The sequence below is a fragment of the Micromonospora sp. NPDC047074 genome, assembly GCF_040643815.1.
Lineage (GTDB): Bacteria > Actinomycetota > Actinomycetes > Mycobacteriales > Micromonosporaceae > Micromonospora.
On the sequence record NZ_JBEYVB010000027.1, the window covers coordinates 40,408 to 53,801 of the forward strand.

At 72.3% G+C, this 13,394-nt stretch carries 10 protein-coding genes; 6 read left to right on the forward strand and 4 right to left on the reverse strand.

Translation table 11 applies throughout. The features are described 5' to 3' along the window. Positions 1 to 40 precede the first annotated feature (40 nt). The 3 genes from ABZ809_RS24825 to ABZ809_RS24835 all read left to right on the forward strand — a co-directional run bounded on the left by ABZ809_RS24825 (position 41) and on the right by ABZ809_RS24835 (position 5,281). Positions 41 to 1,273: a hypothetical protein gene (locus ABZ809_RS24825; RefSeq protein ID WP_357564985.1), complete on the forward strand. Its 1,233-nt coding sequence runs from the start codon at positions 41 to 43 to the stop codon at positions 1,271 to 1,273. A gap of 138 nt (positions 1,274 to 1,411) precedes the next feature. Beyond that, a complete protein-coding gene (locus ABZ809_RS24830) occupies positions 1,412 to 4,318 on the forward strand; it encodes a hypothetical protein (RefSeq protein ID WP_357564986.1) in 2,907 nt (968 codons plus the stop codon). Between the two features lie 111 nt (positions 4,319 to 4,429). After that, complete coding sequence (locus ABZ809_RS24835; protein WP_357564987.1) at positions 4,430 to 5,281, forward strand: alpha/beta hydrolase; 852 nt, start codon at positions 4,430 to 4,432, stop codon at positions 5,279 to 5,281. A gap of 59 nt (positions 5,282 to 5,340) precedes the next feature. Here the strand turns inward: ABZ809_RS24835 and metG are convergent, their stop codons facing one another. Then, complete coding sequence (metG, locus tag ABZ809_RS24840; protein WP_357564988.1) at positions 5,341 to 7,143, reverse strand: methionine--tRNA ligase; 1,803 nt, start codon at positions 7,141 to 7,143, stop codon at positions 5,341 to 5,343. Positions 7,144 to 7,302: 159 nt separating this feature from the next. On the opposite strand from metG, the gene ABZ809_RS24845 reads away from it, so the two are divergent. Then, positions 7,303 to 8,265: a hypothetical protein gene (locus ABZ809_RS24845; protein ID WP_357564989.1), complete on the forward strand. Its 963-nt coding sequence runs from the start codon at positions 7,303 to 7,305 to the stop codon at positions 8,263 to 8,265. Positions 8,266 to 8,318: 53 nt separating this feature from the next. Here the strand turns inward: ABZ809_RS24845 and rsmI are convergent, their stop codons facing one another. Then, positions 8,319 to 9,167 (reverse strand): 16S rRNA (cytidine(1402)-2'-O)-methyltransferase, encoded by an 849-nt coding sequence (rsmI, locus tag ABZ809_RS24850; protein ID WP_357564990.1) that lies wholly within the window; start codon positions 9,165 to 9,167, stop codon positions 8,319 to 8,321. An 85-nt stretch (positions 9,168 to 9,252) separates the two neighbouring features. On the opposite strand from rsmI, the gene ABZ809_RS24855 reads away from it, so the two are divergent. Then, a complete protein-coding gene (locus ABZ809_RS24855) occupies positions 9,253 to 10,941 on the forward strand; it encodes a phospholipid carrier-dependent glycosyltransferase (protein WP_357564991.1) in 1,689 nt (562 codons plus the stop codon). Positions 10,942 to 11,398: 457 nt separating this feature from the next. Continuing rightward, positions 11,399 to 12,052, forward strand: coding sequence for an HNH endonuclease family protein (locus tag ABZ809_RS24860; protein ID WP_357564992.1), 654 nt, complete (start codon positions 11,399 to 11,401; stop codon positions 12,050 to 12,052). Between the two features lie 91 nt (positions 12,053 to 12,143). On the opposite strand, the gene ABZ809_RS24865 is transcribed toward ABZ809_RS24860, so the two are convergent. Both ABZ809_RS24865 and ABZ809_RS24870 read right to left on the reverse strand, forming a co-directional pair. Then, complete coding sequence (locus ABZ809_RS24865; RefSeq protein ID WP_357565032.1) at positions 12,144 to 12,524, reverse strand: VOC family protein; 381 nt, start codon at positions 12,522 to 12,524, stop codon at positions 12,144 to 12,146. 259 nt (positions 12,525 to 12,783) lie between these two features. Continuing rightward, a complete protein-coding gene (locus tag ABZ809_RS24870; protein WP_357564993.1) occupies positions 12,784 to 13,377 on the reverse strand; it encodes a dihydrofolate reductase family protein in 594 nt (197 codons plus the stop codon). Positions 13,378 to 13,394 lie beyond the last annotated feature (17 nt).

Here is a 13,394-nt window from a genome sequence, read left to right on the forward strand (position 1 = left end):
GTTCACCGGGACGGCATCTGTCGCGCCTAGCGTCCTCGGGGTGACGCTCATCCCCCAGACCAGCGGAAACGGCCTTCACGTGACGTACGGGGGCACGGTGTACCCGGCGGAGGAAATCGCCCGGGGCGCGGCGTACGAGCTGTTCGGCGCCGAGGAGGCGCCGGGCTTCGAGTGGGCGCCCCGGCCCGGCTCGACGCTGCCGTGGCGCAGGTTCGTGCACGTCACCGAGGTCACCGCCGTGCAGCCGGCGGCAGCACCGGGTGAGGAGGCGGAGGCACCGATGCTGGTGCCGCTGCACCGGGAGCGGGGCTGGTCGTACGTGCAGCAGCTCAGCCAGCAGCCGGCGGCGGCCGGCGATCCGACGCTGGCAGCGGTGCGCGCCTCGGCGGTGATCCGGCGGGGCACCCGGATGGTCAAGGTGCTCTCCGCCCGGCAGCTCGCCGGGTACGTGCGCGGCTGGCTGCCGCACGGGTTCTGCTACCGGGAGCACGACGTGGCGCACCTGCGTACCCCGTCGGCGACGAGGGTGCTGCGCACCGACGGCACGGGCGGCGCCGAGGGCGGTGACGTGACGTACGTGCTGCGGTGGCGGGCCGCCGACCCGGGCGACTACGACGTGCCGGTCGGCGCGGCGCACCGGGGGCTGACCGAGCTGGCGCCCCGGGACCGGCTCGGCGGGGCGGTGCTCGGCACCGGTTTCGTGCCCAGCAGCGGTCAGCTCGTCCCGGAGTTCGTCACCCGGGACTTCGCCGACCTGCCGATGCCGGCGAACGCCACCCTGCTCGCCTACCCGGCCGACGGCGCGGAGGTGGTGCTCTACAGCTACCAGGCCGAGCAGCGCGGCTGGCTGCGCATGGTCGGCCCGCAGTGGCGGCACCTGCTGGCGGCGGTGCCGGGTCTGTCCCCCGACCAGGAGTACGTGCCGACGGGCGAGACGCCCCGCTCCACCCAACTGGTCGGCGGCTACGCCGACGGCGAGTACGAGGCGGTGGCCGACCTGCCCGGCGGGTTCCGGGTGCTCGCGATGACCCGGGCCGCCCGGTATCCGGTGCACTGGGCGGCCCGCCGGCTGCGCCTGGTCGACTGGCGGGGCGCGCCGTGTCTGGTGCTGCGGGAGGAGTCCGGCTGGCTGCGCCTGCGCCTGCGGCGGCCCGATCCGGACGCGGTGGCCCAGACCGGTGCGCAGTGCCAGGAACGGGGCGTCTACGAGGCGTGGGCGCACGCGGGCGAGGTCACCGACGACCAGGTGGTGGAGCTGCCGTACGCGCTCTGAGCGATGAACCCTGCCCGGACGGGGGAAATGGCACCGGCTGATCGTCCCCGGTTCGGGACAGCAGGGGGGGCCGTCGATGGCTAACGTGGCCGCTGCCAGCGTGATCCACGCTGAAGCCCTCCCGGAGGTTAATCCACTGTGTTTCGTCGAAGGGTGCTCGCCGCCACCGCGGCGTTGACCGTCGCGACCGGCGGCGCACTCGCCGTCCCCACCGTCGCACAGGCATACGACTACAGCCAGATCCCGGCGTCGAGCTGGGCGTACACCGACTCGACCAGACCCCACGGCGCGATCGTCGGCACCCAGACGGACGCGCCGGTCGGCCGCTGGCTGGACGACGAGGAGAACGCGCACACCTCCCGCTTCTACTTCTCCATCGACCTCGGCGGCTTGACGGGCCGGCAGTTGCTCGACGCCGACCTCGTCGCCCGCGAGAGGCAGGTCACCGACTGCACCAGGAGCACCGGTGTCGAGTTGTGGCGTACCGCCGCGTTCACCGACGGGAACTCCTGGAAGACCCCGCCGGCGGAGCTAGAAAAACTGGGCACGATGAGCGCCGGCGCCGGCCAGGAGTGCCCCGGCTACCTCGTGCAGGACCTGGCCGACACGGTCCGGGCCACCCTCGCCCGGGGCGAGACGACGCTCCACCTGGAGATGCGACTGAGCGGGGAGGCCGAGCGGCAACAGCAGCTCAGCCGCTGGTTCTATTACCGGCCGACGCTCAACGTCCAGCACAACGGCCTGCCCACCGTCGGCGGGCTGTCGGTCTACCCTGACCGGGGTTGCGGCGACGCCGCCAACCCGGTCACCGTCGGCGGCGGATACGCCACCTTCGCGGCGAACGCCAGTGAGCCGGACCAGAACGACCGGGCGGACGTCACCTTCGCCGCCTGGCCGGTGGACCAGCCGGACCAGCGCCGCGAGCGGGGCGGCAGCGGCTACGGCGGCGGCCAGCAGTTCCGCACGGACTGGGACCTGTCGAGCTATCCGCATGGCACCGTGCTCGCCTGGACCGCCCGGGCCGGAGACGGGGACGGCACCTCCGAGTGGGCCGCCCCCTGCTACGTACGGGTTGACCGGCAGGCGCCGGCGCAGGCCCCGCAGGTGAGTTCCGCGGAGTACCCGGCCGGTGGCGGCGACCAGGCCTCCGGGGGGCCGGGCGTGCCGGGCAGGTTCCGCTTCGACGCGGGCGGCGACACGGACGTCGTCCGCTACCGCTACTACGACCCCAACCAGGGGACCAACCTCTGGATCGATGCCCCGGCCCCCGGTGCCGCGGCCGTCCTCACCTGGACCCCCCGGCGCAGCGGCCCGATGACCATGACCGTCTCGTCGGTGGATGCGGTCGGCAACAGCTCGCCGCCGCGCGAGTACGAATTCTGGGTCCGGTACACCGAGCCGTCCGTCGAGGTGAGTGTGGCGGGCCCCGGCCTGCCGAGCACGCTGACCATGGGCTCGCCGGTCGCCGGGGTGACCTCCTTCGGCTACCGCCTTAACGAGGACGCCGAGGTCCGGGTGCCGGCCGAGGGCGCCGCCGCGAGTGTGCGGGTGACGTTCCCCGCCAACGGGCAGTACCGGCTGACGGTCTCCGCGTACGTGGGCGACGTGCTCTCGGGTGCCCGGCAGCAGACGGTGCACGTCGACGACGCGCCGACCGTCGAGTCGACCGACTTCGCCTGGGACCGCGACGGCGTGGCGGGCCGGGAGGGACAATTCACGTTCCGCCCGCGTACCACCGAGGTGGTGGCGTACCGCTACTCGTTCAACTACGACGACGAGATGCGGGTGCCCGCGGCGGCGGACGGCACGGCCACCCTGGCCTGGACCCCACCCGCGGCCGACTGGTACCAGCTCAACGTCCGGTCGGAGCGCGCCGACGGCACGGTCTCCGTGACCACGTCGTACGGGTTCTCGGTCATCGACAACAAGCCCTCCGTGTACTCCGGCGACCTGGTGGTCTGGCCGCGCCGCGACGGGGTGGGGCTCCCGATCGGGTTCCACTTCGACACGGCGATGCCGGACGTGACGGAGTACGTCTACCAGTTCGACGGAGAGGCCGAGCGCACCGTGCCGGCGGAGTACGGGTCGGCCCGGGTGACCTGGACCCCGGACCGGGCCGGCGAGCGGTCCGTGACGGTCCGCTCCCGGTACGCCTCGGGTGAGCTGTCCCCGCCGAATGTCTGGCCGTTCCAGGTCTGGACCGGCCCGGTGGTGACGTCGTCCGCGTACGACAGCGACAGCAGCGACGGGCGGGTCGGCAGGGAGGCCACGTTCGCCTTCCGGCCGGGCCTGCCCGGGGTCCAGCGGTACACCTACCGATTCGACGGGGGCGACGAGCAGACCGTCGACGCGGCGGCGGACGGCACGGCCAGCGTGACGTACACGCCCGGCAGTTCGGGCTACACGACCCTCGACGTGACCAGCCACGGCGCCGACGGGACCACGTCACAGACCCGGATGTACACGTTCATCGTCAAGAGCGACAAGGTCAACGTGTACGGCTACTACAGCCAGTGGTCCCCCCGCGGTGGCATCGGCGTGCCCGGTTGGCTGCGCTTCCACTCCGAGCTCCACCCGGACGTCGCGGAGTACCTGTACCGGATCAACGACGGCCCCGAGCAGACGGTGGCCGCCGCGACCGACAGCACCAGCACGGACGTGACCATCACGCCCGACCGGAACGGGACGAACACCCTCTACGTGCGGCAGCGGCTGCGCGACGGGACGCTCTCCCCGGTCACCGAGTACGTCTTCCTGGTGGGCACCGCGCCGCTGGTGGCCTCGACGGAGTACCCGGCCGGCCAGTGGAGCGGTGGCGCCGGTCAGGCGGGCCGGTTCACCTTCAGCGGGGGCACTGCCGGCATCGTCGAGTTCGAGTACCAGGTCGGTGAGGACGAGCCCCGCCTCGTCCCGGCGACCGGGGGCACGGCGACGGTCACCTGGACGCCGCCGCACCCGACCGGCTACGGGATGACCGTACGCGGCCGGCTGGCCGACGGAACCTGGACGGACAGCACGTCGTACAGCTTCTACGTGCAGCCCTGACGACGCCGGGGGACGCACCGCGACTGCGTGGTGCGTCCCCCGGCGGGGGCATAACGGCGTACGGGGTGGGAAAGCGCGGGCGTCCGACCGTCACGTGACCAGGAGACGCGCATGCCTTTCATCACCGTGGGGACGGAGAACTCGGCCCCGATCGACCTGTACTACGAGGACCACGGCCAGGGGCAGCCGGTCGTGCTCATCCACGGCTTCCCGTTCAACGGGGCGACCTGGGAGAAGATGAGCACCCCGCTGCTCGCGGCGGGCTACCGCGTGATCACGTACGACCGGCGGGGTTTCGGCAGCTCGGCGCAGCCCAGCTTCGGCTACGACTACGACACGTTCGCGGCCGATCTCGACGTGCTGATGACGGAGCTGGACCTGCGCAACGCGATCCTGGTCGGCCACTCGATGGGCACCGGCGAGGTGACCCGCTACCTGGGCGTCTACGGCTCGCAGCGGATCGACCGGGCGGTGCTGCTGGCGCCGCTAGCACCAATGTTGCTGAAGACCTCCGACAACCCGGAGGGGGTCGAGAAGAGCCTCTTCGACGGCTTCCAGAAGGCGATCATCGACGACCGCTTCGCCTTCCTCACCCAGTTCTGCAACAACTTCTTCAACTGGGACGAGAACAAGGGCAAGCTGGTCAGCGAGGAGGCCTTCCGGGGGCACTGGGAGATCGGCGCGCGGGCCTCGGCGAAGGGCACGCACGACTGCGTGGACGCCTGGCAGACCGACTTCCGCAACGACCTGCCGAACATCGACGTCCCGGTGCTGATCGTCCAGGGCGACAAGGACAACGTGCTGCCGTACCCGGTGACCGGTCAGCGGCTCGCGCCGATGCTGCCCAACGCCAAGCTGATCACGCTGAAGGGGGCGCCCCACGGCATCCCGTGGACGCATCCGACCGAGGTCAACAACGCGATCATGGACTTCATCGGGGCACCGGCGATGGCCCGGGCCTGACGCGTACGACGACGGGCGCGACTCCCCGCGCGGGGGTCGCGCCCGTCGCGTGCGGCAAATCAGCCGGCCAGTCGGGCCAGCTCCTCGTCGACGATCGACGGGTCGAGCTTGCGGAAGACCGGCTTCGGCGCGGCCAGCGGCCGGTTGGCCTCCAGCGGCACGGACTCCCAGCGCGCGCCGACCGAGTAGTCACCCGTCAGCACCGGGTAGCCTGGCCCGCCGTCGAGGTCCTCGACCTCCTCGATGACCGGCATCGGGGCGTGCACGCCGGTGCCGCCGAGCAGCTCGTGCACCTGCTGCGCGGAGTGCGGCAGGAACGGGGTGAGCAGCGTGTTGGCGTCGCTGACCACCTGGAGGGCGACGTGCAGGACGGTGCCCATCCGGGGCTTCTCGTCCTCGCCCTTGAGCTTCCACGGCGCCTGCTCGGAGAGGTACCGGTTGGCCTCGGCGACCACCTTCATCGCCTCGCCGATCGCCTGCTTCTGCCGGTGCCGGGCGATCAGGTCACCGACCGTCGCGAAGCCGGCCCGGGCGACCGCGAGCAGCGCCTCGTCGGCCTCGGTGAGGCCGGCCGGGTCGACCGGCGGGATCGCGCCGAAGTTCTTCGCCGCCATCGAGATGGACCGGTTGACCAGGTTGCCCCAGCCGGCGACCAGTTCGTCGTTGTTGCGGCGCAGGAACTCGGCCCAGGTGAAGTCGGTGTCGTTGCTTTCCGGGCCGGCGGCGGCGATGAAGTAGCGCAGCGCGTCGGCGTCGTAGCGTTCGAGGAAGTCCCGGACGTAGATGACCACCCGGCGGGAGGAGGAGAACTTCTTCCCCTCCATGGTCAGGTACTCGCTGGAGACCACCTCGGTGGGCAGGTTGAGCCGGCCCAGTTCGCCCGGCGCGCCGTCCCGGCTGCCCTCGCCCGAGTAGCCGGAGAGCAGCGCCGGCCAGATCACCGAGTGGAAGACGATGTTGTCCTTGCCCATGAAGTAGTAGGCGCGGGCGTCCTTCCCCTCCCCGTCGGCGGACCACCACCTCCGCCAGGCCTCCGGGTCGCCGGAGCGGCGGGCCCACTCGATCGAGGCGGAGAGGTAGCCGATCACCGCGTCGAACCAGACGTAGATGCGCTTGTCGGGGCGGTCCCGCCAGCCGTCGAGCGGGATCGGTACGCCCCACTCCAGGTCGCGGGTGATGGCCCGGGGCTGGAGGTCGTCGAGCAGGTTCCTGGAGAAGCGCAGCACGTTGGGCCGCCAGCCCTCGCGGGTGTCCAGCCACTGCCGCAGCACGTCGGCCAGCGCGGGCAGGTCGAGGAAGAAGTGCTCGGTCTCGACGAACTTCGGGGTCTCCCCGTTGATCCGCGACTTCGGGTCGATCAGGTCGATCGGGTCGAGCTGGTTGCCGCAGTTGTCGCACTGGTCGCCGCGGGCGCTGTCGTAGCCGCAGATCGGGCAGGTGCCCTCGATGTAGCGGTCGGGCAGCGTCCGGCCGGTGGACGGGGAGATCGCCCCCATGGTGGTCTTCGGGACGATGTAGCCGTTGCGGTACATCCCCTCGAACAGCTCCTGCACCACCGCGTAGTGGTTGCGGGTGGTGGTGCGGGTGAACAGGTCGTAGGAGAGACCGAGGCCGTGCAGGTCCTCGACGATCACCCGGTTGTAGCGGTCGGCCAGCTCGCGCGGGGTGACCCCGTCGGCGTCCGCCTGCACCTGGATGGGGGTGCCGTGCTCGTCGGTGCCCGACACCATGAGCACGTCGTGGCCGGCCATCCGCATGTACCGGCTGAAGACGTCGGAGGGAACGCCGAAACCGGAGACGTGGCCGATGTGGCGCGGGCCGTTGGCGTACGGCCAGGCGACCGCCGCGAGAACGTGACTCATGACCAGCAAGCCTAGTGACCCGCTCGCGGTGACCGCGAACCAATAGGGCGCGCGAGTGAGCTGCCCGGCCGGGCCGACCCGGACATTTGGTCCGATTTGTCGCCGACACGCGGCCTGAACTGCCCATTTGCGCACACCCGACGGGGTGCAATTGACGTCGTGACTGGCAGACAAGCGGCCCGGGACCGCGACGACCACCCCGCCGGCCCGCCGGAGGGCGGCCGGGCGGGGGCACCGCGTGGCGCTGTCGCGCCGCATCCCCGACCGGTCCCGGCCACCGCGTCGCCGGAGCCGCCGCCGGAGCCCGCCGAGCCTGCGGCGACCCACCCGCCCGCCGTCGAGCTGGAGCCCACGACCGGAGCACCGGTCGACGCCCTGCCGCGCCGGGTCCCCGTCCGGCAGCCGAACCGCTGGCGCCCCTCCGGCGGGGACCCCGCCGACGGCGACGAGCAACCGGACCGGCCGGGTGGCGGCGAGGAGCGCCCGCCCGACGGCGACGGCGGCGTGTACTGGCCACCGATCGAGGTGGTGCACTGGGACGGCACCCCGATCCGGGAGGAGCCGCCGCACGAGCGGCAGCGGTCGGCCCGGGACGGAGCCGCGCGACGGCGTGCGAGGCGCACCCCGCATCCGCCGGATCCGCTGCCGGGGCTGGCCGCGCTGCTGGCGTTGAGCCTGGTCGCGGCGTTCTTCGCCTGGGTGAGCGCCGGGCCGTTCTGGTTGGCGGTGGGGCATGCCACGCGGGGCACGGTGGTGATCGGCGACTGCACCGGGGACGGGCTCACCCAGCGCTGCCTGGGCAACTTCGTCCCCGCGGACGGGTCGTGGACCGCGTACGGCGTACGGGTCAGCGGGGTGGCCGCGGAGCGCACCGCGCCCGGCACGACGCTGCCGGCCCGGATGACCGGGCCGGACGGCGGCACCGCGTACGCCGACACCGGGCCGGCCGCGCACCTGCGCTGGCTTATCGGCCTGCTGGTGGTGCTCGGCTGCAGCGCGGGGGTCGCCCGCTGGACGGGGTCGACCCGGCTCGCCGACCCCCGCGCCCGCCGCTGGGCGGTGACCGGCGCGCTGGCCGGACCGCTGGTGATCACGGTCGGTTTCCTCGTCGCCGCCTGGTGACGGCCGGCCGCCGCCCGGCCCGGCGGCGGCTGGCCCCGGTGGCGCTCGGCGGGTCAGGAGTGCACGACGCCGTACACGTCGCGACGGCGCAGGCCGTGCTCCGTGGCGACCTCGGTGATCGCGTCCCGGCGGGACAGCCCGGCGGCCTCCCGGGCGGCGACGGCGGCCCGCAGCGTGTCGTCGTCGGGCCGCTCCGGCGTCGACTCGGGCGCGCCGGCCACCACGAGGGTGATCTCGCCGCGCGGCTCGCCCTCGGCCGCCCAGTCGGCCAGCTCGCCGAGCGGACGGCGGACGATCTCCTCGTACGTCTTCGTCAGCTCGCGGCAGAGCGCGGCCGGCCGGTCGGCGCCGAACGCCGTGGCCAGGTCGGCGAGCGCGGCGGCGATCCGGTGCGGCGCCTCGAAGAAGACGAGCGTCCGTTCCTCGGCGGCCAGGGCCCGCAGGCGGGACCGGCGGGCGCCGCCGGTGCGCGGCAGGAAGCCCTCGAAGCAGAACCGGTCGCAGGGCAGGCCCGACAGCGCCAGGGCGGTGGTGACCGCGCTCGGGCCGGGCGCGGCGGTGACCGGCACGCCGGCATCCAGGGCGGCCCGGACCAACCGGTAGCCCGGGTCGGAGACGCTCGGCATCCCGCCGTCGGTGACCAGGGCGACCAGGTAGCCGGCGGCCAGCACGTCGACCAGCTCGGGGGTACGTCGTTCCTCGTTGCCCTCGAAGTAGGAGACGATCCGGCCGCCCACGGTGACGTCGAGGTCCCGGGCCAGCCGGGTGAGCCGGCGGGTGTCCTCGGCGGCCACCACGTCCGCGGCGGCGAGCACCTCGCGGAAGCGGGCGGAGGCGTCGGCGGGGTTGCCGAGCGGCGCGCCGAGCAGGACCAGGCGCCCGGTGTCGGACATTTCACCCACGGGATGTGACTCCTTCATCGATGGAGGTACCGGTATTCGGGGACGACGGGCGCCACCGGGCACCTTCGCAGCCTACGATCGCCGGGTGACGAGTGCGTCGACAGCACAGAGCGCGGACAACGCCGGACCGGACCCCACCCCGGAGAGCCCCCCGGACGAGGCGTCCCCGCCCTCGCGCGCCACCGGCGGGGTTCCCGGCGTCGTCCGGCAGCGGCTGGCGACGGTCGAGTCCCGGCTGGCCGGGCGCTCCTGGCTGGCCACCGGGGTGATCGTCGCGATCGCGGCGATCCTGCGCTTCGTCGGTCTGAGCCACCCGCCCGGCAAGATCTTCGACGAGACCTACTACGCCCGCGACGGCTGGGCGCTTGTCGACAAGGGCGTCGAGTGGAACTTCAAGGACAACGGCCCGTCGTACGTGGTCCACCCGCCGCTGGGCAAGTGGCTGATCGGGCTCGGCGAGTGGGCCTTCGGCTACTCCGACGCCGAGCACGGCATCTCCGTGCCGGGGCACCTGATGACCACCGCGCCGGAGTTCGGCTGGCGGTTCTCGGCGGCGGTCGTGGGCACCCTGTCGGTGCTGCTGCTGGTGCGCATCGGCCGGCGGATGTTCCGCTCGACCGTGCTCGGCTGCGCGGCCGGCCTGCTGCTCGCCCTGGACGGCTTCCACCTGGTGCTGTCCCGCACCGCGCTGCTCGACATCTTCCTGCTGTTCTTCGTGCTGGCCACGTTCGGCGCCCTGGTGCTCGACCGGGACGCCCGGCGCCGCCGCTGGGCGCGCGCGCTGGAGGCGGGCCTGGATCCGGGCCAGCCGGGGCGGGCCGGGCGGCCGGCGGGCGGCTGGCGGAACTGGCCGTGGTGGCGCCTCGCCGCGGGGGTCCTCTTCGGCTGCGCCTGCGCGGTCAAGTGGAGCGCGCTCTACTTCCTGCCCGTCTTCGCGCTGCTGGTGGTCTTCTGGGAAGTCGGGGTCCGCCGCTCCGCCGGGGTACGCCGGCCGTGGCGGGACACCCTCCTCGACGAGGTGCCGTGGCTGGTGCTGGCCGGGGTGCTGATGGTGCTCACCTATGTCGGCACCTGGTCCGGCTGGCTGCTCAGCGACGACGGCTACTACCGGCTCGCGGAGCGGTACCCGCACGCACCGCTGAGCGACACGCCGGTGATCGGCGCGCTGAAGAACCTGGTCGAGTACCACAGGGCGGCGTACGGCTTCCACACCGGCCTGGACGACCCGCACAAGTACCAGTCGTGGCCGTGGCAGTGGCTGCTGCTGGGCCGGCCGGTGGCCTTCTACTGGTCCGGCGACGGGTCCTGCGGGGCGCCGAGCTGCGCCTCGGAGGTCCTACTGCTGGGCACCCCGCTGCTCTGGTGGTCGTTCCTGCCCGCCCTGGCGGCGCTGGTCTGGCTGGGCCTGGCCCGGCGGGACTGGCGGGCCTGGGCGATCCTGCTGGTCGTGGCCGCCGGCCTGCTGCCCTGGTTCTGGTTCGCGCTCGACGGCCGGACGATGTTCTCCTTCTACACCGCGCCGGTCCTGCCGTTCCTGGTGCTGGCGGTGACCTACGTGCTCGCCGCGATCGTCACACCGGCCGGTCCACCGGAGGCCGTCGCCGTCGAGACGATCGAGACCCGCGACCGGCGCCTGGTGGGCGGGGTGATCGCCGGGGCGTACGTCCTGCTGGTCGCGCTCTGCTTCGCGTACTTCTATCCGGTCTTCGTCGGGAAGCTGCTGCCGTACGCCGAATGGTCGGCGCGGATGTGGCTGGACGGCCGCTGGATCTGACGGACGGCGTGTCACCCGCCGCGAGCCGGAGACCGGCGCGGCGGGTGCACGGAGAACGGGCCCGCACGCGGTGGCGTGCGGGCCCGTCGACGTAAAAGCGCGCCCCGATCGCCTGCCACGGGGGAAGCGGGCGATTGGGGCGCGCATGAAGAGCTTAACCACCTGTTACCACCGGCACAACGGGTCGACTTCGGTCAGATTTCCGACCCACGAGCCACCAAACGGATGGTTTACATCCGACACCTAACGGTCCGTAATCCCGCCCGAACGGCGCGAATCCACAGCACCGCCCAGACCTCGCGCATGCCACATATCGCGCCAGCGGGATTCCCATCGGAGGCCAGGTTCCCGTAACGTATCGATCGATTTGGTTCTTTAGTCATCCGGGGTCCGACCCGTCGGCACCCGGGCCGGCTGCACTGTCAGCCACACGAGACCGATCGGATGGAGTTCCGCGATGACCCGTACCCTCCGCTGGGCCGGCGGCCTGCTCGCCACGGCCACCGCCGCCACCCTCGGCCTGTCCGCCCCGGCCCACGCGGCCACCGTCTCGGTGCCGCTGCGCACCCTCGTCGCCGACCTGCCGGTCGCCACCGAAATCCGCACCGGCTACTCCCGCGACCTGTTCCCGCACTGGACCGACGCCGACTCCGACGGCTGCAACACGCGGTACGAGGTGCTGATCGCCGAGGCCACCACCCGCCCCTCGGTGGGCTCCGGCTGCCAACTGACCGGCGGGCGGTGGCGTTCCTACTACGACGCCGCCTACTGGACCAACCCGTCCGACCTGGACATCGACCACATGGTCCCGCTGGCCGAGGCGTGGGACTCGGGTGCCCGGAACTGGACCACGTCGCGGCGACAGGCGTTCGCCAACGATCTCGGCGATGCCAGGTCGCTGGTCGCGGTGACCGACAACGTCAACCAGGCAAAGGGCGACCAGGACCCGGCGACCTGGCAGCCCACCAACGAGAAGTGCCGGTACGTCGGCGAGTGGGCGGCGGTGAAGACCCGCTGGCGGCTGAGTGTCGACAGTGCCGAGAAGAGCGCGCTGACCAGCCGGGCGAACTCCTGCACGAACATCACGATCACGGTGACCCACGCGTACTGAGGCGTGTTCCGAACCGGCGATCCCGACAGCAGAACAGCAGGTCAGGGCCTTGATTCGCGTCGGCGGGTCGGGGCCCTCCTGCTGTTTCGTCTCACCACCTCGTCGGGCTCGCCGGGTCCGGCTGGAGGAACTCCAGCCGGTTGCCGACGTTGTCGAACGCGTAGCAGCGGCGGTGTCCGGGGAAGGCGTCGTCCCAGGTCACCTCGACCCCTTGCGCATCGAGCCGGGCGGCCAGGGCGTCCAGGTCACCGACCAGGATGCCCGGGTGTGCCTTGCGGGCCGGCTGGAAGTCCGCTTCCACCCCGAGGTGGATCTCCAAGCGGTCACCGCGTACCCACAGTCCGCCCCGGGCGGCGAGCACCGGTGGCTTCCGCACCTCGGTGAGCCCGAGCACACCCACGTAGAACGCCCGGCACTCGTCCTCGCTGCCTGCGGGGATGGCCAGCTGGACGTGGTGCAGGCCGTAGCTCAAGCCCGAGTGGTGCTCAGGTCCATAACCAAAGCCGGAGGTCTTGGTGTCGGTCACTGCTGTTCCTTCCTTGAGCCGCGTGGCGGCCTCGGGGCCGGCCGTGGGCTTTGCGCGGCCGGGTGGGGTCACGGTGTACGGAGCGGAAGAGGGCGCCGATGGCGCGGCCATGGTTTCTGTGGCCGCCGCCGTCGGGGATGTTGCCGAGTGCCTGCGCGCGGAACGGGTCGCCATGCCTGCGGGCCCTTCGCTGGGTGGCGGCTGGCTAGGCATCGGCCCGCCTCGCGTACCAGGTGATGCTGGCTCCGTTGGGGAACGACCGGTGGTCGGTCGGGGCGAAGGCGGTGGGACGGAAGCCGCCCTCGACGAGGAGGGCGCCCGCGCCCGCGATCACGGGGTAGCTCTTGACGATCAGTTCGTCGATCTCGGGCAGCAGCGAGCCGGCCAGCCCTCCGCCACCGCACAGCCAGACGTCCAGCCCGTCCTTGCGCTTGAGGTCCCGGATGAGCGCAACCGGGTCGCGCACCAGTTCCACCGCAGGGTCTTCGACGCGGTCCAGGGAGCGGGAGACGACGTACTGCCGCAGGTGCGCGTACGGGCTGCTGATCCCCTGGTCGAGCACGGCCCGGTAGGTGTTCAGCCCCATCAGGACGGTATCGAAGCGCTTGTTGGGGACGTCCACGAGGCCGGCGTGCGGACGGTACTGCGTGGGAACCGTTTCCGGATAGCGCCCGTTGACCCAGGCCATGTACGCGGCAGCGGCCTCTCCTTCGCCGATTGGGTAGAAGTCCACTTCCCCGCCCGGGCCCGCGATGCGGCCGTCGATCGACACGCCGATGTAGTAGACGAGCTTGCGCACCTTGTCACTCCGTTCGT